At 69.9% G+C, this 20,531-nt stretch carries 17 protein-coding genes; 8 read left to right on the plus strand and 9 right to left on the minus strand.

Annotation, left to right across the window (positions count from 1 at the left end):
- Positions 1–141 precede the first annotated feature (141 nt).
- The 6 genes from LX12_RS19795 (at position 142) to LX12_RS19820 (ending at position 7,020) form a co-directional block, all read left to right on the plus strand.
- Positions 142–1,851 (plus strand): nitrite/sulfite reductase, encoded by a 1,710-nt coding sequence (locus LX12_RS19795; protein ID WP_253656304.1) that lies wholly within the window; start codon positions 142–144, stop codon positions 1,849–1,851.
- The gene (locus LX12_RS19800) at positions 1,848–2,573 is read left to right on the plus strand and encodes a phosphoadenylyl-sulfate reductase (RefSeq protein WP_253656305.1); all 726 of its coding nucleotides are present in this window, start codon (positions 1,848–1,850) and stop codon (positions 2,571–2,573) included. The genes LX12_RS19795 and LX12_RS19800 overlap by 4 nt, the downstream gene beginning before the upstream one ends.
- A complete protein-coding gene (gene cysD / locus LX12_RS19805) occupies positions 2,570–3,517 on the plus strand; it encodes a sulfate adenylyltransferase subunit CysD (RefSeq protein ID WP_253656306.1) in 948 nt (315 codons plus the stop codon). Before LX12_RS19800 ends, cysD begins: the two co-directional genes overlap by 4 nt.
- The gene (locus LX12_RS19810) at positions 3,517–4,803 is read left to right on the plus strand and encodes a sulfate adenylyltransferase subunit 1 (RefSeq protein ID WP_253656307.1); all 1,287 of its coding nucleotides are present in this window, start codon (positions 3,517–3,519) and stop codon (positions 4,801–4,803) included. Before cysD ends, LX12_RS19810 begins: the two co-directional genes overlap by 1 nt.
- A 10-nt stretch (positions 4,804–4,813) precedes the next feature.
- Positions 4,814–5,551: a sirohydrochlorin chelatase gene (locus tag LX12_RS19815; protein WP_253656308.1), complete on the plus strand. Its 738-nt coding sequence runs from the start codon at positions 4,814–4,816 to the stop codon at positions 5,549–5,551.
- A gap of 62 nt (positions 5,552–5,613) precedes the next feature.
- The gene (locus tag LX12_RS19820; RefSeq protein WP_253656309.1) at positions 5,614–7,020 is read left to right on the plus strand and encodes a S1C family serine protease; all 1,407 of its coding nucleotides are present in this window, start codon (positions 5,614–5,616) and stop codon (positions 7,018–7,020) included.
- Positions 7,021–7,140: 120 nt separating this feature from the next.
- On the opposite strand, the gene LX12_RS19825 is transcribed toward LX12_RS19820, so the two are convergent.
- The 5 genes from LX12_RS19825 to LX12_RS19845 all read right to left on the minus strand — a co-directional run bounded on the left by LX12_RS19825 (position 7,141) and on the right by LX12_RS19845 (position 11,539).
- Positions 7,141–8,139, minus strand: a complete 999-nt coding sequence (locus tag LX12_RS19825) for a sulfate/molybdate ABC transporter ATP-binding protein (RefSeq protein WP_253656310.1) — start codon at positions 8,137–8,139, stop codon at positions 7,141–7,143.
- Complete coding sequence (cysW, locus tag LX12_RS19830; RefSeq protein ID WP_253656311.1) at positions 8,136–9,056, minus strand: sulfate ABC transporter permease subunit CysW; 921 nt, start codon at positions 9,054–9,056, stop codon at positions 8,136–8,138. Before cysW ends, LX12_RS19825 begins: the two co-directional genes overlap by 4 nt.
- The gene (cysT, locus tag LX12_RS19835) at positions 9,053–9,883 is read right to left on the minus strand and encodes a sulfate ABC transporter permease subunit CysT (protein ID WP_253656357.1); all 831 of its coding nucleotides are present in this window, start codon (positions 9,881–9,883) and stop codon (positions 9,053–9,055) included. The genes cysW and cysT overlap by 4 nt, the downstream gene beginning before the upstream one ends.
- A gap of 11 nt (positions 9,884–9,894) precedes the next feature.
- Positions 9,895–11,019, minus strand: a complete 1,125-nt coding sequence (locus LX12_RS19840) for a sulfate ABC transporter substrate-binding protein (protein WP_253656312.1) — start codon at positions 11,017–11,019, stop codon at positions 9,895–9,897.
- 316 nt (positions 11,020–11,335) lie between these two features.
- On the minus strand, positions 11,336–11,539 hold the full coding sequence (locus LX12_RS19845; protein ID WP_253656313.1) for a hypothetical protein: 204 nt from the start codon (positions 11,537–11,539) through the stop codon (positions 11,336–11,338).
- 114 nt (positions 11,540–11,653) lie between these two features.
- Here LX12_RS19845 and LX12_RS19850 point away from each other — a divergent pair, with 114 nt between their 5' ends.
- Complete coding sequence (locus LX12_RS19850; protein ID WP_372505109.1) at positions 11,654–13,708, plus strand: glycoside hydrolase family 15 protein; 2,055 nt, start codon at positions 11,654–11,656, stop codon at positions 13,706–13,708.
- A 193-nt stretch (positions 13,709–13,901) separates the two neighbouring features.
- Here the strand turns inward: LX12_RS19850 and LX12_RS19855 are convergent, their stop codons facing one another.
- The 4 genes from LX12_RS19855 to lepA all read right to left on the minus strand — a co-directional run bounded on the left by LX12_RS19855 (position 13,902) and on the right by lepA (position 19,793).
- Positions 13,902–14,783, minus strand: a complete 882-nt coding sequence (locus LX12_RS19855) for a hypothetical protein (protein WP_253656314.1) — start codon at positions 14,781–14,783, stop codon at positions 13,902–13,904.
- A 191-nt stretch (positions 14,784–14,974) separates the two neighbouring features.
- Positions 14,975–15,883 (minus strand): cation diffusion facilitator family transporter, encoded by a 909-nt coding sequence (locus LX12_RS19860; protein ID WP_253656315.1) that lies wholly within the window; start codon positions 15,881–15,883, stop codon positions 14,975–14,977.
- Positions 15,880–17,925: a M3 family metallopeptidase gene (locus tag LX12_RS19865; protein WP_253656316.1), complete on the minus strand. Its 2,046-nt coding sequence runs from the start codon at positions 17,923–17,925 to the stop codon at positions 15,880–15,882. Before LX12_RS19865 ends, LX12_RS19860 begins: the two co-directional genes overlap by 4 nt.
- A gap of 2 nt (positions 17,926–17,927) precedes the next feature.
- On the minus strand, positions 17,928–19,793 hold the full coding sequence (lepA, locus tag LX12_RS19870) for a translation elongation factor 4 (RefSeq protein ID WP_253656317.1): 1,866 nt from the start codon (positions 19,791–19,793) through the stop codon (positions 17,928–17,930).
- 53 nt (positions 19,794–19,846) lie between these two features.
- On the opposite strand from lepA, the gene LX12_RS19875 reads away from it, so the two are divergent.
- Positions 19,847–20,521 carry an alpha/beta hydrolase family protein gene (locus LX12_RS19875; RefSeq protein WP_253656318.1) on the plus strand — a complete coding sequence of 225 codons (675 nt, stop codon included), beginning with the start codon at positions 19,847–19,849 and terminating at the stop codon, positions 20,519–20,521.
- Positions 20,522–20,531 lie beyond the last annotated feature (10 nt).

The raw sequence follows: 20,531 nt of genomic DNA on the forward strand, positions 1-20,531 counted from the left end.
GTTCTGTCGACCCTGACCGCTCGTCCGTCCCCGTCGTCCCTGCACGACCCCTCTGGACCGACCGATGAGCGTCCCACCCGGTATCGCCTTCTCCCGGCTGCGTGCTGACCGCGCGCGCCGACAGCCCCAGGAGCATCGACCATGACGTCGTCCACCGACGCCGACAACGGAGCCGCGCCCCGCGCCCGCCGGCCCCGCCCGACCAAGCGTCGCGCCGAGGGCCAGTGGAAGCTGGGCTACCGCGAACCGCTCAACCCCAACGAGCAGGTCAAGAAGGACGACAACCCGCTCAACGTGCGTGCCCGCGTCGAGAACATATACGCCCACCGCGGGTTCGACTCCATCGACAAGCAGGACCTGCGCGGACGTCTGCGCTGGTGGGGCCTCTACACCCAGCGCGCCCAGGGCTACGACGGCACGTGGACCGGCGACGAGAACATCGACGTCCTCGAGGACAGCCACTTCATGATGCGGGTCCGCTGCGACGCGGGCGCTCTGACGGCCGAGCAGCTGCGGACCATCGGCGAGATCTCGACCGAGTTCGCCCGGGACACTGCGGACCTGTCCGACCGCGAGAACGTCCAGTACCACTGGATCCGCATCGAGGACGTCCCCACGATCTGGCATCACCTCGAGGGCGTGGGCCTGAAGACGACCGAGGCCTGCGGTGACACCCCGCGCGTCGTCCTCGGCTCGCCGCTCGCCGGCGAGGCCGTCGACGAGGTCCTCGACCCGACACCGGCGATCGACGAGATCGTGCGCCGGTACGTCGGCGACCCGGCCTACTCGAACCTCCCCCGCAAGTTCAAGACCGCGATCTCCGGACTCCAGGACGTCGCCCACGAGGTCAACGACGTCGCGTTCATCGGCGTCGTGCACCCCGAGCACGGTCCTGGTCTCGACCTCTGGGTCGGTGGCGGTCTGTCGACCAACCCCATGCTCGCGCAGCGTGTGGGTGCGTGGATCCCGCTCGACGAGGTCCCCGACGTGTGGGAGGCCGTGGTCAGCCTGTTCCGCGACTACGGCTACCGCCGACTGCGGGCCAAGGCCCGCCTCAAGTACCTGCTCAAGGACTGGGGCATCGAGAAGTTCCGCCAGGTCCTCGAGGACGAGTACCTCGGCCGGAAGCTCGTCGACGGCCCCGCGCCCGAGCCGCTCGCCGCGCCCCGCGACCACGTCGGCGTGCAGCGACTGAAGAACGGCCTCAACGCCGTCGGGTTCGCCGCGATCGCCGGTCGCGTCTCCGGGACCACCCTGCAGGCCGTCGCCGACGCCGCCGCTCGCGCCGGCTCCGACCGCATCCGGTTCACGCCGTACCAGAAGCTGGTCGTCCTCGACGTCCCCGACGACGCGGTCGACGGCCTGATCGACGAGCTGCGCGAGCACGGCCTCGACGGCCGCCCGTCGCGGTGGCGGCGCAACCTGATCGCCTGCTCGGGGATCGAGTTCTGCAAGCTCTCGTTCACCGAGACGCGCAAGCGCAGCCAGGCGTTGGTGCCCGAGCTCGAGGAGCGTCTCGCCGACATCGACGCGCAACTCGACGTGCCGATCACGGTGAACATCAACGGCTGCCCCAACTCGTGCGCCCGGGCCCAGATCGCCGACATCGGGTTCAAGGGTCAGCTCGTCGAGGACGAGAACGGCGACCACGTCGAGGGCTTCCAGGTACACCTCGGCGGGAGCCTCGGCCAGGACGCCGGCTTCGGCCGGAAGTTGCGCCAGCACAAGGTGACCACCGGCGAGCTGGGCGACTACATCGACCGTGTGGTGCGCAACTTCGTCAAGCACCGCGACGAGGGAGAGCGGTTCGCCCAGTGGGCGGTCCGCGCCGACGAGGAGGATCTGCGATGAGCACCGCTGTCCGCGTGGAGGCACATCTGAGGGACATCGCCGAGCAGGGCGCCCGCGACCTCGGTCCCGACGCCGACCCGCGTGATCTGCTGCGATGGACCGCCGAGACCTTCGGGTCCGATTTCGTCGTCGCGTCGAACATGCAGGACGCCGCCCTGGTCGACCTCGCCGTCGACTCGATCGACCGCGCGACCATCGGTGGCAGGGTCAAGGTCCTGTTCCTCGACACCGGTTACCACTTCGCGGAGACCCTCGGCACGCGCGACGCCGTCGAGCAGGTCTACGACGTGGAGATCGTGAACGTCACCCCCGAGCACTCGGTGGCGCAGCAGGACGAGTTGGTGGGTCGCAACCTCTTCGCGTCGGATCCCGCGGAGTGCTGCCGTCTGCGCAAGGTGGTCCCGCTGCAGAACACGCTCGCCGGGTACCGCGCCTGGGTGACCGGCATCCGCCGCGTCGAGTCGCCCACACGGGCGAACGCGCCGCTGATCTCGTTCGACGAGACGTTCGGGCTGGTGAAGATCAACCCGATCGCCGCGTGGACCGACGAGCAGATGCAGGAGTACATCGAGAGCCGGGGCGTGCTGGTGAACCCGCTCGTCGAGGAGGGCTACCCCTCCATCGGGTGTGAGCCGTGCACCGCCAAGCCCGCACCGGGCGCCGACCCCCGCAGCGGCCGGTGGGCCGGCCGCTCGAAGACCGAATGTGGGCTGCACGCATGACGATTCCCGACACCGACGTGGACGCGCTGCCGTCGACACATCGCGACACCGATCGCTACGACACCCTCGACGCCCTCGAGAGCGAGGGCATCCACATCATCCGTGAGGTCGCCGGCGAGTTCGACCGTCCGGTCATCCTGTTCTCCGGCGGCAAGGACTCGACGGTCCTGCTGCACCTCGCCATCAAGGCGTTCTGGCCGGCGCCGGTCCCCTTCGCGCTGTTGCACGTCGACACCGGGCACAACCTGCCCGAGGTCCTCGCGTTCCGCGACGAGGTCGTGACCCGCCACGGCCTGCGCCTGCACGTCGCGAAGGTGGAGGACTACCTCGCCGACGGTCGTCTCACCGAGCGTCCCGACGGTGTCCGCAACCCCCTACAGACGGTGCCACTGCTCGACGCGATCACCGAGAACCGCTTCGACGCGGTCTTCGGCGGCGGCCGGCGCGACGAGGAGCGTTCGCGCGCCAAGGAGCGGATCTTCTCGCTGCGCAACGCCTTCGGGCAGTGGGACCCCAAGCGCCAGCGCCCCGAGCTGTGGAACCTCTACAACGGTCGCCACGCTCCCGGCGAGCACGTGCGGGTGTTCCCGCTGTCGAACTGGACCGAGCTCGACGTGTGGCGGTACATCGCCCGTGAGCAGGTGTTGCTCCCGCCGATCTATTACGCGCACGAGCGCGACGTCTACCAGCGCGACGGCATGTGGATGACCCCCGGACCGTGGGGTGGACCGCGCGACGACGAGGAGCTGCAACGACTCTCGGTGCGGTACCGGACCGTCGGCGACGGCTCCACCACCGGCGCGGTGCTCTCCGACGCCGCCGACAACGAGGCCGTCCTCGCCGAGGTCGCGGCGTCGCGTCTCACCGAACGCGGTGCCACCCGCGGTGACGACCGTGTGTCCGAGGCCGCCATGGAGGACCGCAAGCGAGAGGGCTACTTCTGATGAGCGACCTGCTGCGCATCGCCACAGCCGGCAGCGTCGACGACGGCAAGTCGACCCTGGTCGGCCGGCTGCTGTTCGACACGAAATCCGTTCTGGCCGACCAGATCGACGCGGTCACCCGCGCCTCGGTCGACCGGGGCCTCGACACACCGGACCTCTCGCTCCTCGTCGACGGCCTGCGCGCCGAGCGGGAGCAGGGCATCACGATCGACGTCGCCTACCGCTACTTCGCGACGCCCCGCCGCAGCTTCGTCCTCGCCGACACCCCGGGGCACGTGCAGTACACCCGCAACACCGTGTCGGGTGCGTCGACTGCGCAGCTGGTGATCCTGCTGGTCGACGCCCGCAACGGCATCGTCGACCAGACCCGTCGCCACGCGGCGGTCATGGCGCTCCTCGGTGTCGGGCGACTCGTGCTGGCGGTCAACAAGATCGACCTCGTCGACGACGCGGAGGCCACCTTCGCGCGGATCCGCGGCGAGTTCGCGGAACTGACACACGCCCTGGGCTGGGACGACGAGCACATCCAGGCCATCCCCGTCTCGGCCCTGCGCGGCGACAACATCGCCGAGCGGTCGTCGCAGACGGCGTTCTACGACGGACCGACCCTCATCGAGCACCTCGAGTCGGTGCCGAATGAGGTCGACCGCGCCCCGGTGGGCGCGCGGTTCCCCGTGCAGTACGTGATCCGCCCACGCACCCCCGAGCACCCGGACTACCGCGGGTACGCCGGGCAGGTCGCCGCGGGCGAGATCCACGTCGGCGACGAGGTCGTCGTCCTGCCGTCGGGTCTGCGCACCACGGTCACGGGCATCGACACGGCCGACGGGGCGCTGCGGTCCGCCCACACCGGGCGCAGCGTCACCGTGCTCCTCGCCGACGACCTCGACGTGTCCCGCGGCGACCTGATCGCCGCCGCGGCCGACGCGCCGGAGCCGACGTCGGCCTTCCCGGCCACGCTGTGCTGGCTGGGCGACAAGCCGCTGCAGCCGGGTGCCCGTCTCCTCCTCAAGCACGGGACCCGCACGACGCCGGCGATCGTCGGCGGTATCGACGCCGTCTTCGACGAGCAGGATCTCCGCGTCGACGATGCGCCGGACACGTTGTCGCTCAACCAGATCGGGCGTGTGTCGGTGCAGACGGCCGAACCCGTCGCCGCGGACGACTACCAGGTCAACCGGGAGACCGGCAGCTTCCTGCTCATCGACCCGCAGGGCGGCAACACCCTCGCGGCGGGACTCGTCGGCGACGCGCTGTCCCGTCTGCGTCTGTCCGCCCTGGTCTGACGACGACGCGATGACCGCCGCCGTCCTCGTCGCCCACGGCAGCCGCGACCCGCGGTTCGCCGTGACGGCAGGGCGGCTGCGGGACGCGGTGGCGCGATCCACACCGGGCATCGCGGTGACGCTGGCCTATCTCGACCTCGACGAGCCGTCGGTCGGCGACGTCCTCGCCCGGGTCGACGGCGACGTCGCGGTCGTGCCGCTGCTGCTGGGCGACGCGTACCACAACCGGGTCGACCTGCCCGCGCTGCTGGGCGAGTCCGCGCGCCCCGGACTGCGGACGGTGCACACACCCGTTCTCGCCGACCCCCGTCTCACCGGGGCACTCGCCGACCGGGCGGTCGACGCAGGCCTCGACGCGGGTGACGGCGTGCTGATGTGTGCGGTGGGATCGAGCGACGCGGCCGCCGACGCCGAGACCCGCCACCGCGGGGACGATCTCGCCGCGGCGCTGTCCTCCCGCGGGGTCGACGTGCCGGTCGAGGTCGCGTTCGCCACCCGTTCCGACACGATCCTCGCTGCCGACCGTCGTCTCCGCGACGCCGATGCTCAGCGGGTGCTCGTCGCACCGTGGTTCCTCTCCGCCGGGACCCTGACCGATCGCGTCGAGCGCGTCCTCGACGACGCCGACCGCCCCTGGCGGATGGCCGGTCCCCTGGGTGCCCACCAGGCAGTCGTCGACGTGGTACGCGCGCGCATCGTCGAGGCCCTGACCGGCGTGATGTCCGACTCCCGGTCAACTCACCGATAAGCCTCAGCGGATCGGGAGGAGATTCTCCGCACCCTCTCAGGTGAGCGGCCGAAGGTGGCCCCATGGACCACACACCGCATGGACAGCACGACGACCCCTCCGGCGCGCAGGAGCGCGACACCGCCCCCACCTCCGGGTTCGGTGCACACGAGGACGCGCGCCACGGTCGGTACGAGCCGCAGTCGCAGTGGGGCGGCTACCAGACGCCCCCGCCGTACTCCCCGGACGCGGCGTACGCGCCGCAGGCCACGCACACCATTGCTCCGGCGCCGTTGCGCCGACGGACGGCTCCCATCGTGGTGGCCGTCGTCGCGGCCGGCCTGCTCGGCGGCGGGCTCGGCGCCGGTGGCGTCGCTCTCTACGACCACAACTCGTCCTCGGCGCCGACGGCCCTGACCGCTCAGCCCGCGTCGGCCACGGTCACCTCGGCGTCTCCCGGATCCATCCCGTACGCCGCGCAGGTCGCGTCGAAGTCGACCGCCGACCTGACCGTCACCGGCCAGTCCGGCGAGGCGGTGGGCAGCGGGATCATCCTGACCCGCGACGGGTACGTCCTCACCAACAACCACGTGGTCTCCGGGGTCGGTCAGGGCGGCCGCATCCAGGTGACGTTGCCCGACGGCTCGACCCACTCGGCCTCGGTCCGGGGCGTCGCCCCGTCCTACGACCTCGCCGTCGTCAAGGTCGACGGCGTGTCGAACCTGACCCCCGCCGTGCTCGGACAGTCCTCCGACGTGCAGGTCGGCCAGCAGGTCGTCGCCGTCGGCAGTCCCGAGAACCTCTCCAACACGGTGACATCCGGCATCGTGTCGAACCTGAGCCGCACCGTGACGGCGTCCGACGACAGCGGGCAGTCGGTGGCCGTCTACAACGGCCTGCAGACCGACACCCCCATCAACCCCGGCAACTCCGGTGGCCCGCTGGTCAACCTGCAGGGACAGGTCGTCGGCGTCAACTCCGCCGTCGACACCGGCCAGGCGTCGCAGGGCGGTGTGCAGGCGTTCGGACTCGGGTTCGCGATCCCGGTCGACACCGCGCGCCGTGTCGCCGACCAGCTGATGCAGGACGGGTCGGCCACCAAGCCGATCCTCGGTGTGTCCGGCTCGCTCTCGGGCTCCGACAGCTCGACGTCGGTCGCCGGCGCCCAGGTCACGGGTGTCACCGAGGGCGGTGCCGCGGCGAAGGCCGGGATCACCCGCGGCGACGTCATCACGAAGGTGAACGGCGTCACGATCGGCAACTACGCCGACCTCATGGCGCAGATCCTCAAGCAGCAACCGGGACAGTCGATCCCGCTGACCGTCCAGTCGGGGAACTCGAGCAAGACCGTCACGGTCACCCTCGGCACCGCCAAGGACACCGCCACCACGACGGTCCCGGCGCGTCAGCAGCAGGAGCAGCAGTCACCGTTCGGCGGCAGCTCACCGTTCGGTGAGGGTTCCCCGTTCGGCGGGCTCCCCTTCGGCTGAGTCCTGATCAGCCGGCCACCGCCGGGCTCGCATCTATGACCCGGCCACCGCCGGGCTCGCATCTATGACCCGGCCACCGCCGGGCTCGCATCTATGACCCGGCTACCGCCGGGCTCGCATCTATGACCCGGCTACCGCCGGGATGCGTGTCGCACGGACGAAGACGTCGTCACCCTCCGACAGCGCGAGGGCGGCGGCGTCGCCGCGTGTGATCTGCGCGTGGAAGTCGTCGCCGGTGGCGGCGTTCGTCAGCTCGACGCGCACCTCGAAACCGAGGTGCACCACCCGGACCACCGTGGCCTTGAAGACACCGTTCTCCACGCTCTCGGAATCCGCGCCCGCGAGGGCCAGGTCGGGGGTGCGGCCGAGCCGGATGTCGTGCGGGCGGACCAGGTTACCGTTCAGCCGGGCGACCGACCCGAGGAAGGACATGACGAACTCGTTGGCCGGACGGTCGTAGAGGTCGTCGGGGCTGCCGACCTGCTCGATCTGCCCCTTGTTCAGCACCGCGATGCGGTCGGCGACGTCGAGCGCCTCCTGCTGGTCGTGGGTGACGAGAACCGTCGTGACGTGCACCTCGTCGTGCAGACGACGCAGCCACCGTCGCAGGTCCTCGCGGACCTTGGCGTCGAGCGCGCCGAACGGCTCGTCGAGCAGCAGCACCTCCGGGTCGACGGCGAGAGCTCGCGCCAATGCCATGCGCTGCCGCTGCCCGCCGGAGAGCTGTGCGGGATACCGGGTCTGGAACCCCGCGAGCCCGACGACCTCGAGCAACTCGTCGACCTTGCGCGCCACCTCGGCCTTCGGGCGCTTGCGGATCTTCAGTCCGAACGCCACGTTCTCACGCACGGTCATGTGCTTGAACGCGGCGTAGTGCTGGAACACGAACCCGATGTCGCGCCGCTGCGGCGACAGGCGCGTGACGTCCTGACCGTTGATCGTCACCGTGCCGGAGTCCAGCTCGTCGAGCCCGGCGATGGCACGCAGCAACGTCGACTTCCCCGACCCCGAGGGCCCGAGGAGCGCGGTGAGCGATCCCTTCGGGATGTCCAGCGACACGTCGTCGAGTGCGGCGAAGTCGCCGTAGCGCTTGTTGGCGTGGGCCACCGAGATCGTCATCGTGCGTACTCCTTGTCGTCGGCGGTGAGGCCGGACGGATCGGGCGGGGGTGCGGTCGCGGCATCGGCGGCCGGTTCGTCGGTGGAGGTGCGGCGGGCGGCCCGCGCGAGGCGTCCGGTCGACCCACGGCGTTCGATGAGCGTCATCGCGACGAGGACCGCGATCGCGATCAGCATGAGCAGCGTGGCCGCGGCGTAGGCGCCGTACTCGTTGTAGTCGTCGGTGTAGCGCGACGACACCAGCAGCGTCAGGGTCTGCGAGATCCCCGGGTATCCCGACGACACGATGATCACCGCGCCGTACTCCCCGAGGCTGCGCGCGACGGTGAGGACGATGCCGTACGTGAGTCCCCATCGGATCGCGGGCAGGGTGATGCGCCGGAACGTCGCCCACCCGCCGGCACCCAGCGTGGCCGCGGCCTCCTCCTGCTCGGTACCGATCTCCCGCAGGACCGGTTCGACCTCGCGGACGACGAACGGCAGCGTGACGAACACGGTCGCGAGCACCATCCCGGGCAGACCGAAGATGACGCGGAACCCGAGTGACTCGACACCGCCGAACCACCCGCCGTACCCCCAGAGCAGGACCAGCGAGACACCGACGACCACCGGCGAGACCGCGAACGGGAGGTCGATGATCGCCTGCACGACGCCGCGACCGGGGAATCGACCACGCACCAGCGCGATCGCGGTCGCGATGCCGAAGATCACGTTCAGCGGGACGACGATCACGACGATGAGCAGGCTCAGCTGCAGGGCCGCGATCGCGGCGGGTGTGGTGATCCAGTCCCAGAACTGCACGATGCCGTGTTCGAACGAGCGCCAGAAGATCAGCGCGACCGGCACGACGAGCAGAACGAACAGGTAGAGCAGGGCGACGGTACGCAGCCCGTACCGCGCTGTCGGGGAGACCTTCACGAGTCGTCCCCCTCACGTCGGGCGGCGCGTCGGCCGACGAGGCGCAGCACCAGCAGCACGACGAAGGCGATGAGGAGCAGGACGACAGACACCGCCGAGGCGTCGACCGGGGCGTCGACCTCCAGCTGCTGCTGGATGTACTGCGAGGCGACCTGGGTGTCGTTCGGCACGTTGCCGCCGATGAGCACGACGGAGCCGAACTCGCCGATCGCGCGCGTGAACGCCAGACCGGCGCCGGTCAGGATCGCGGGCGCGAGCGACGGCACGATGATCCGCCACCAGATCGTCCAGTTGGACGCGCCCAGGGAGGCGGCGGCCTCCTCGACCTCGCGGTCGACCTCGATGAGCACCGGCTGCACCTGTCGCACGACGAACGGCAGGGTCACGAACGCCAGCGCCACGACGAGAGCGGGTTTCGTCGCGTTGATCTGGATGTCGATCGGGCTGTTCGGCCCGTAGAGCGACAGCAGCACCAGGCTCGCGACGATGGTCGGCAGTGCGAACGGGAGGTCGATGAGTGCGTTGACGACCCCCTTGCCGGGGAAATCGTCGCGGACGAGCACCCACGCGATCACGGTGCCCATGACGACGTTGATCACCGCGACCACGATCGAGACGAGGACGGTCACCCGGATGGCGCCGACCGCGGCCTCCGCGGTGATGGCGTCGACGAATCCGCTCCAGCCGTCGTCGAACGACTTCGCCGTGATCGCGGCCAGCGGCAACAGGACGATGACCGAGAGCCACAGGCCGGCCACGCCCACGCCCAGGGGTGTCGCCCCGATGCGCCGGCGACCGCGGCGAGTGGGTCCCGGTGGGGTGTCCATCTCGATCGCGGTCACGACTTGCCTCCCGCGTCGTAGATCTTGCTGATGGCGCCGGACGTACCGAACAGTTCGGAGTCGACGGCCTTCCACCCGGTGGGAGCCGTGCCGCCCTTCTTCGTCGCGATCTTCGGGCCGAACACCTTCCCCAGGTCCGAGATCGTCCAGAGCTTGTCGATGCGTCCCGGGAAGTCACCCGCGGTCGCCGCGATCACCGACGGCGTCACCGGCCGGAAACCCTGTCGGGCCCAGATGCGCTGACCCTCGTCGCTGAACAGGAAGTCGAGGAACGCACGCGCCGAGTCCTTCTCCGTGCTGGTCGACACGATCGCCACCGGGTTCTCGATCTTGAACGTCTGGGGAGGGATGACGTAGTCGGTGCGCTGCGAGGGAGGGAGGCTCCCGTTCTTGCGCGCCAACATGATCGCCTCGTTCTCGTAGCTGATGAGGACGTCACCCTGTCCCTGCTCGAAGGTCGTCGTCGCCTCGCGGCCGGACTTCGGGTTGACGCGGATGTGGTTCGACACCAGTTTCCGGATGTAGTCCAGGCCCGCCTTCTCCTCGGCCCCGCCGTTGCTCTTCGCGGCGAACGGCGCCAACAGGTTCCACTTCGCCGACCCAGAGCTGCCGGGGTTGGGCGTGACGACCTCGATCCCCGGACGGAGCAGGTCGTCCCAGTCGCGGATGTTCTTCGGGTTGCCCTGCCGGACGACGAGTGCGACGACGGACCCGAACGGCGTGCTGTTGTTGGGGTACTGCGTCTTCCAGTCCTTGTCGACCACACCGGCGGTGACGAGTCGGGTGATGTCGGGCTCGACGGAGAAGTTGACGACGTCGGCCGGGACGCGTCGCGCGACCTTGCGCGACTGGTCCCCCGAGGCGCCGTAGGACTGCGAGAAGCCGATGTCCCCACCGACCCGGGTGTCCCGGAACGCCGGGATGATCGCGTCGAAGCCCGGCTTGGGTGTCGCGTAGGCGACCAGGTTCAGATGATGGGACCCGCTGGAGATGTCCCGTCCGCCCGGCACGTCGGTCGAGCCGGCCCCGCACGCGGCCGTCACCAACGCGACCACCACGGCGATCAGGACGCCGACGGCACCGCGGGGGCGGGGCGGCCGGGGACGACGGGAGGGGGACAACGCGGACCTCTCGGGCGGGGACGAAACGGGTGACCGGGCAACGCAGTCGGTGGGCGCGCGGCAGAGATCCGCGACGGCCGGGATCAGCGACAGTGCACGTCGGAGACGCAGTGGTGGTCCACCGCGAACAGGGCGAGGGCCAGCGTGCTGCGCGGGCCCGTCGAATCGGTCACAAGGCGTGAGGTTATCAGCCGCGATCGGTGCCCTGAACAGCCGCGACGGCCGCAGCGGGCGCCGTCAGAGCGTGATCAGCCAGGCGACGACGACCAGCACGATGAGGGCGATCAGCGCGATGGTGACCCGGGAGCGCACCATGTCAGCGCTCCCCGGTGGTGGTCTCGACGACGTCGCCCCGACGGCCCACCAGGCCGAGTACGACGCTGACCAGCAGGTTGATCACCAGAGCCGCGACGATGGCCGCGGGGATGAGGACGGCGAGCGTGACGAGGAGCTGCGGGAGGAAGGACAGGCCCGTCAACCAGGCCTCCACGCCGTCCCACCACGTCCTGATCCCGTTCACCCGGCAACCCTAGCGCGCGGACTTAAAATCACCCTGAGCGCAAAGGGGTTGCGCGACCCACCCGGCGCGCCCGGTTCGCGTGCGAACGTGGTCCTCGCTCGCCATGATGGACCGATGACAACCGCCTCCGGTCACGCCGGGTCGCCGGACAGCCCCGCCGGGATCCCCGTCCCCTCCCCGCCCGCCGTCGCGCTGGCCGAGGAGAGCAGCGCACTGCACGGCGCGTCGGGTGCGATGGCGGACGCCAGCTCGTTCACCCCGGCCACGGCGACGCGCAACGTCTTCCCGCCCATCGACGACTACGCGTTCCTGTCCGACTGCGAGACCAACTGCCTCATCGCGCGCAACGGGTCGGTCGAGTGGATGTGCGTGCCGCGGCCGGACTCCCCCAGCATCTTCGGTGCCGTCCTCGACCGCAGCGCAGGACATTTCAAGCTCGCGCCCTATGGCGTGAACGTGCCCGTCGACCGTCGCTACCTACCGGGCAGCCTCATGGTCGAGACGACGTGGCAGACCGACACCGGCTGGATCATCGTGCGCGACGCGCTCGTGATGGGCCCGTGGCACGACAACGACCGTCGGTCGCGCACGCACAAGCGCACCCCCACCGACTGGGACGCCGAGCACATCCTGCTGCGCACGGTCCGCTGCGTGAGCGGCACCGTCGAGGTCGCGGTCAGTTGCGAGCCGGCGTTCGACTACCACCGTGGCACGACGACATGGGAGTACTCGGGGCCCGCCTACTCCGAGGCGATCGCGACGGCGTCGGGGACGACCCATCCCGCGCCGACGCTCAAGCTGACCACCAACTTCAAGCTCGGCCTGGAGGGTCGTGAGGCGCGGGCGCGCAGCCGCCTCACCGAGGGCGACGACCGCTTCATCGCGCTCAGCTGGTCGTCGTACCCGGCCCCGCAGACGTGGGAGGAGGCCGCCCAGAAGATGTGGGCGACCGCGGAGTCATGGCGGCAGTGGATCAACATCGGCGCGTTCCCGGATCACCCGTGGCGCAGCCACCTGCAGCGCAGCGCGCTGACGCTCAAGGGCCTCACCTACTCCCCGACCGGCGCGCTGCTCGCCGCGGCGACGACGTCACTGCCGGAGACGCCCGGCGGGGAACGCAACTGGGACTACCGCTACGCGTGGGTGCGCGACTCCACGTTCGCCCTGTGGGGCCTGTACACGCTGGGCCTCGACCGCGAGGCCGACGACTTCTTCTCCTTCATCGCCGACGTGTCCGGGGTGACGAACGGCGAACACCATCCGCTGCAGGTGATGTACGGCGTCGGCGGCGAACGCGAGCTCGAGGAGGAGGAGCTGCTGCACCTCTCGGGCTACGACGGCGCGCGTCCCGTCCGCATCGGCAACGGCGCGTACAACCAGTCGCAGCACGACATCTGGGGCACGATGCTCGACTCGGTGTACCTGAACACCAAGTCGACCGACACCATCTCCGAGACACTGTGGCCGGTGCTCAAGGCGCAGGTCGAGGAGGCGATCAAGCACTGGCACAAGCCCGATCGCGGGATCTGGGAGGTGCGCGGGGAGCCGCAGCACTTCACCTCGTCGAAGGTCATGTGCTGGATCGCCCTCGACCGGGGCGCACGTCTGGCGACGATGCACGGCGAGAAGTCGTACGCGAAGACGTGGGCCGAGAAGGCCGACGAGATCAAGGAGGACATCCTCACCCACGGTGTGAACGAGCGCGGCGTCTTCACCCAGCGGTACGGCAGCGATGCGCTCGACGCCTCGCTGCTGCTGGTGCCGCTGCTGCGGTTCCTCCCGCCCGACGACGACCGCGTGCGCAACACCGTGCTGGCGATCGCCGACGAGCTGACCGAGAACGGTCTCGTGCTGCGCTACCGCGTCGAGGAGACCGACGACGGGTTGTCGGGCGAGGAGGGCACGTTCACCATCTGCTCGTTCTGGCTCGTGTCCGCGTTGGTGGAGATCGGGGAACTCACCCGCGCGAAGCACCTCTGCGAGCGGTTGCTGAACTACTCGAGCCCGCTGAAGCTCTACGCCGAGGAGATCGACCACCGCACCGGGCGGCACCTGGGCAACTTCCCGCAGGCGTTCACCCACCTGGCGCTGATCAACGCGGTCATGCACGTCATCCGCGCCGAGGAGGCCCACGTCCACGGCGGCGGTTTCATCCCCGCGAACACCTGACCCGTTCGTCGGGCAGTCGGAACCGTTCGTTGGGCGGTTGGGGCCGTTCGTTGGGCAGCAGGCGCCGTTCGTTGGGCACCCGGAACCGTTCGCTGGGCAGTCGGAGCCGTTCGTTGGGCAGTTGGGGCCGTTCGTTGGGCGGTTGGGGCCGTTCGTTGGGCAGTCGGAGCCGTTCGTTGGGCGGTCGACGACATCACCGTCGCCAACCGCGCGACACGAGAGCCCGTTCGATCTTCGCCAGCTCGGCGAACTGGTTCTCGACGATGGCCGCGGCACCGGTCCGCAGAGGAATCCATCCTCGTCGGCGAACACCGCTGTCGCGGTGCGCATCGTGCGCGCGCTGCTCGTCGCTCGAGTGGTGTTCGACACCGTCGTAGTCGATGCCCACCTTGTACCGCCGGTACCCGAGATCGAAGCGACCGATCAGCACGCCGAACTCGTCGAACACCTCGATCTGTGTTTCCGGCCGCGGCAACTCATGTCGATGCATGATCAGTCGGGTCCAGCTCTCACCGGGCGACTCTGCCCCCGCGTCGACCAGACCGACGAGTTCCCGCAATTGCCGGATCCCGCTGGTGTGGGCATGGTCGCGCGTGTATGCCCACAGTGCGTGTGCGTCGAGTGCGGTGGTCCGGGCCATGTCGTCGAGATGCCCGAGCGCCAACCAGTCCGGGCGACGGCGACCCAGGTCGAACGCCGTGCGGACCAGACTGGTGACGGGCATCCCGTCGATCTCGACGATGTCGTCGGGACCCAGCTGATCCGTCCGGATGACGTGGATGCCGGAGCGCCGTCTCCCCTGCCCTCGGAGGTCGCGGATGATCTCGACATCTCCGTCCACGTCGGGGTACGCCACGCCGTGCAGGAATTGTGCGCTGCGCCCGGCGATCACGGATCCGGGGCCCGCGCCGAGATGTGCGGCCCGGATCCGGTCGGTGGCGGTCAACGTCACCCGGGGGTCGGCGAAGACCCCGCGGTGGAGCCGCACCATGTCGCGGCGAAGGTCCCGCGATGCGCGGTCTGTTCGCGCGATGTGGTCGGGGAGGTCGGGTCGTGAGAGATCGGGATAGCCCATGTCGATGGGACGCCGCCGACGGCTGATCGGTTCCACCCGGCACGACGACGGACGAGTTCTGTCGCCGACGACCCGCCCCAACCGCCCAACCGACGGTTCCTGCTGCCCAACGAACGGCTCCGGGTGCCCAACGAACGGTTCCTGCTGCCCAACGAACGGCTCGGAACCGACACCGGATCGTCAGATCGGGGTCAGTCGAGGCGCCAGGACTCGTAGGCGCGAGGGTCGCCGATCGGCTCGAGGTGGATGGTGACGTGGAGATGGTCGAGTGCCTCGACGAGCTCGCGCTCCACCCGCTCGACGAGGTCGTGACCGCGCTGCACCGACCACTCGCCGGGGACGAGCATGTGCAGCTGAAGGAACCGCTCGTGCCCGGCTTCTCGTGTGCGGACGTCGTGGAAGTCGACGTCGTCCGCGCGCCACCGGTCGAGCACGGCGTCGAGCGCCGCCCGGTCGTCGTCGGGGAGGGCGGTGTCCATCAGCCCGGCACCCGACTGCCACACCAACCGCCCACCGACGAACAAGATGTTGAGCGCCACGGCGATGGCGATGAGCGGGTCGAGGGGCAGCCACCCGGTCAGTGCGACGAGCAGCACGCCGAGCACGACGCCGGCGGTCGTCCAGACGTCGGTCATGAGGTGCTTGCCGTCGGCCTCGAGGGTCAGCGACCGGTGGGCGCGGCCGGCGCGGATCAACACCAGGCCGACGACGGCGTTGATCACCGTCGCCGCGACCGAGATCGCCAGACCCAACCCGACCGACTCGAGCCCGCTCGGGTTCAGCAGCCGGTCGACGGCCGCGACGATGATGAACGCCGACGCCACGACGATCATCACGCCCTCGAACACCGCCGAGAAGTACTCGGCCTTGGTGTGACCGAAATTGTGGTCGGCGTCGGCGGGCCGCGACGCCACCCGCAGCGCGACGAACGCTCCGATCGCGGCGACGACGTTCACCGTCGACTCGGCTGCGTCGGAGAGCAGTCCGACGGACCCCGACACACGCCACGCGACGACCTTCATCACGATGACGACGATCGACGCGACGATGCTGAGCAGCGCGTACCGCGTGAGGTCGGCGCGCGTGGCAGTGGTGGTCACGCGGCCGTGTCGGTGAGTCCGCGCCGCGCCAGCAGCGGTTCGATCCGCGCCGGACGACCGAGCAGTTCCCGGTGTGCGGCGATCGGGTCGACGCTGTCGCCGCGCGAGAGCGTGGACTCGGCGAACGCCCGTCCCGCCGCACGGCTCAGCCCACCGCGGTCGAGGAACCACAGTTCGGTCTCGGCGTCGAGGATCTCCGACCAGATGTAGCTGTAGTAGCCGGCCGCGTACCCACCGCCGAAGATGTGGTTGAAGTACGTGCTGCGGTACCGCGGCGGGATGAGCTCCGACCCCACGCCCGCCTGCGCAAGTGCCCGCGCCTCGAACGCCTCGACGTCGTCGATCACCCCGGCCTCGACGTCCTCGACCGTCACGCGATGCCACGCCAGGTCGAGCACAGCCGCGGCGAGGTACTCGATGGTGCTGTGCGCGGTCTCGGTGGCGGTGGCGGCCCGGGCCGCGTCCGCCAGCTCCGTCGGGATCGGCTCACCGGTGCGGTGGTGACGTGCGTAGTGCGACAACACATCCGGGTGCAGGGCCCACATCTCGTTGACCTGCGAGGGGAACTCGACGAAGTCCCGCGGCACCGCGGTCCCCGACTGCGACGGGTACCGCACCGCCGACAGCAGTCCGTGCAGGGCGTGGCCGAACTCGTGGAACAGCGTGGTCAGCTGGTCGAAGTCGAGCAGACACGGCTCGCCGGGTCGCGGCTTGGTGAAGTTGCAGACGTTCACCACGATCGGCTGGTTGCCGAGCAGCTGCGACTGGTCGACGACGTTGTTCATCCACGCACCACCGCGCTTGCTCCGGCGCGCGAAGTAGTCGCCGAGGTAGAGGCCGATCGACACGCCCGCACCGTCGAACACCTCCCACACCCGTACGTCGGGGTGGTAGCCGGCGAGGTCACCGCGTTCGACGAACCGCAGTCCGTAGAGCTGACCGGCCGCGTAGAACACCCCGTCGGTGAGAACCGTGTCCAGCGAACAGAAGTCGGAGAAGTCGTCGAGCGACACCGCGGAGGTCTGACGTCGCTCCCGGGCGAGCCACCACGTCAGGTCCGCGGGTCCGACCTCCTCACCGGCCAGTGCGCGCAGACGGGTCAGTTCCCGACCGCCGGCCCGCATCGCCGCCGCGACGAGGTCGCGGAGGACGGACTCGACGGCGTCGGCGTCGGGCGCGGTCTGCTCGGCGATCTCGAACTCGGCGTGGTCGCGGTAGCCGAGCAGTCGTGCCCGACGCGCCCGGAGTGACGCGATCTCGACGACGATCGCGCGGGTGTCGTGCTCGCCGCCGCGGGCACCACGCGTGGTCGAGGCCTCGAACACCGCTGCGCGCGTGGCGGGATCGGTGAGCGAGGTGAGTGTCGACTGGCTCGTGGGGAGCTCGATCGACAGCAGATAGCCCTCCTCGTGTCCGGCCTCCCGGGCGGCGTCGGCGGCGGCCGCGATCGACGCGGGCGAGAGTCCGTCGAGTGCGGCCTCCTCGACGACGTGGACCGCGGCATCGTTGCTGCCGTCGAGGACGTGCTGCGAGAACGTGGTCGTCAGCACCGACAGCCGCGCCGAGATCTCACGCATCTGTCGCTGGCCGTCCTCGTCGAGGCCGGCGCCCGCGCGGACGGCCTCACGGAACCGCTTGTCCAGCAGTCGCAGTGACGGCTCGTCGAGTCCCAGTTCGTCGCGGCGTGCGTGCAGGTCGGAGATCTTGGCGAACAGCCGTGGGTCGAGGGCGATGGTGTTGCCGTGATCCGACAGCTTCGGCGCGAGCTCGGTGGCGATGCGGTTGCGCTCGGGTGTGCTGTCGGCACCGACGACGGTGAAGAAGATGCCGGCCACCCGCGCGAGATCCTGACCCGACCGTTCCAACGCCTCGACGGTGTTGGCGAACGTGGGCGCCGCCGGGTCCCTTGCGATGAACTCGACCTCCGCGAGGTGTGTCGCCATCGCCTCGGTGAAGGCGGGCAGCAGGACGTCGTCGGAGACGGCCGCGAAGTCCGGCAGACCGTGTGGCAGCGAGCTGGGTGTCAGCGCCGGATTGGCCACGGCTACTTGCCTTTCGCCTTGTCCGCGGGGGCATCGGCCGACAGCGCGGCGACGAACGCCTCCTGCGGGACGTCGACGCGGCCGATGGTCTTCATCCGCTTCTTGCCCTCCTTCTGCTTCTCCAGCAGCTTGCGCTTGCGGCTGATGTCACCGCCGTAGCACTTGGCGAGGACGTCCTTGCGGATGGCGCGGATGTTCTCGCGCGCGATGATCTTCGAGCCGATCGCCGCCTGGACGGGCACCTCGAACTGCTGGCGCGGGATGATTTCCTTGAGCTTGGTCGTCATCTTGTTGCCGTAGGCGAACGCCGAGTCCTTGTGCACGATCGCGCTGAACGCGTCGACCGCCTCACCCTGCAGCAGTATGTCGACCTTGACCAGCGCGGCCTCCTGCTCGCCGGCCTCCTCGTAGTCGAGGCTCGCGTACCCGCGCGTCCGCGACTTCAACGAGTCGAAGAAGTCGAAGATGATCTCGGCCATCGGCATGGTGTAACGCAGCTCGACGCGCGTCTCCGACAGGTAGTCCATCCCGCCGAGCTCGCCGCGCCGCGACTGGCACAGCTCCATGATGGTGCCGACGAACTCGCTCGGCGCGATGACCGTCGTCTTCACGATCGGCTCGAAGATGGCCTGCGGCTTGCCGTCCGGCCAGTCCGACGGATTCGTGACCACCTGTTCGCGTCCGTCCTCACCGACGAGTCGGTAGACGACGTTGGGCGCTGTGGAGATGAGGTCGAGCCCGAACTCCCGCTGCAGCCGTTCGCGCGTGATCTCCATGTGCAGCAGGCCCAGGAACCCGCAGCGGAAGCCGAAGCCGAGGGCCACCGACGTCTCCGGCTCCCAGGTGAGGGCGGCGTCGTTGAGCTGCAGCTTCTCCAGCGCCTCCCGCAGGTCGGGGTAGTCGGACCCGTCGACGGGGTACAGGCCGGAGTAGACCATCGGCCGCGGCTCGCGGTATCCCGTGAGCGCCTGCGTCGCGCCGTTGCGCGCGGAGGTGACGGTGTCACCGACCTTGGACTGACGCACGTCCTTCACACCGGTGATGAGGTACCCGACCTCGCCCACACCGAGGCCGACGCTGGCCTTCGGCTCCGGGGAGACGATGCCGACCTCGAGCAGCTCGTGGGTCGTCCCGGTCGACATCATCTCGACCTTTTCGCGCGGGGTGAGCTTGCCGTCGACGACACGGACGTAGGTGACGACGCCGCGGTAGGTGTCATAGACGGAGTCGAAGATCATCGCCCGCGCCGGCGCGTCGGCGTCGCCGACCGGGGCCGGGATCTGCCGCACCACCTCGTCGAGGAGCTCGGCCACGCCCGCACCGGTCTTGCCGGACACGCGCAGCACGTCGTCGGGCTCGCACCCGACGATGTGGGCGATCTCCGCGGCGTACCGGTCGGGGTCCGCGGCGGGGAGGTCGATCTTGTTGAGCACCGGGATGATGGCCAGGTCGTTTTCCATGGCCAGGTACAGGTTGGCCAGCGTCTGCGCCTCGATGCCCTGCGCGGCGTCGACGAGCAGCACCGCACCCTCACACGCCTCGAGCGCGCGGGAGACCTCGTAGGTGAAGTCGACGTGACCCGGGGTGTCGATGAGGTGCATGACGTAGTCGGTGGTCGCGCCGTCGGCCGTCACCTGCCACGGCAGCCGGACGTTCTGCGCCTTGATCGTGATGCCGCGCTCACGCTCGATGTCCATCCGGTCGAGGTACTGGGCACGCATCGCGCGCTCCTCGACGACGCCCGTGAGCTGCAGCATCCGGTCGGCCAGGGTCGATTTCCCGTGGTCGATGTGGGCGATGATGCAGAAGTTCCGGATCCGGGACGGATCGGTGAACGTCGTGTCGGCGAAGCTGGGAATCGAACTCACTCCTCGTGGTCGGTCACCTGCAAGTTTCGCACGGGCCGGTACCGTGCCCGGACATGACCGCAGCGGCGCACACCCCGTTCCGTGGCGAGGGCGTCGACGGGGTCCTGCAGCGTCCCGACGGTCCGGTCGTCGCAGGTCTGGTCCTCACCCATGGTGCCGGGTCGAACCGGGACGCGCTGCTGCTGCGACGGCTCGCCGACGCGCTCATCGACCACGGCGTCGCGGTCGCGCGCATCGACCTGCCCTACCGGCAGCGACGGCCGAAGGGCCCGCCCAGCCCGTCCACGGCCGCGGGTGACCGGGACGGCATCGTCGCCGCGTGCGCCCTCCTGCGGCAGGTCGTCGGCGACGTCCCGCTGCTGGTCGGTGGTCAGTCCTACGGCGGCAGGCAGGCCTCGATGGTGGTCGCCGAGCACCCCGACGTCGCCGACGGGCTGCTGCTCACGTCCTATCCGCTGCACCCACCCGGCAAGCCGGAGCGGGCGCGCACGGAGCACCTCCCGGACATCACCTGTCCGGCCGTCGTGGTCCACGGCGCCTCCGACCCGTTCGCGACCACCGACGAGATCACCGCCGCCCTCGACCTCGTCGCCGGCCCGGTACGCCTCGTCGAGATCGAGAAGACCGGGCACGATCTCAAGCCCGACCGGTCCCCCGCCGTCGACCGGGCCGTCGAGGCGGTCCTCACCCACCTCCTCGGGCGCCGACCGCCGGCCGGCCCGGACTAGATTCGGGCTC

Source organism: Williamsia serinedens (assembly GCF_024171725.1).
Taxonomy (GTDB): domain Bacteria; phylum Actinomycetota; class Actinomycetes; order Mycobacteriales; family Mycobacteriaceae; genus Williamsia_A; species Williamsia_A serinedens.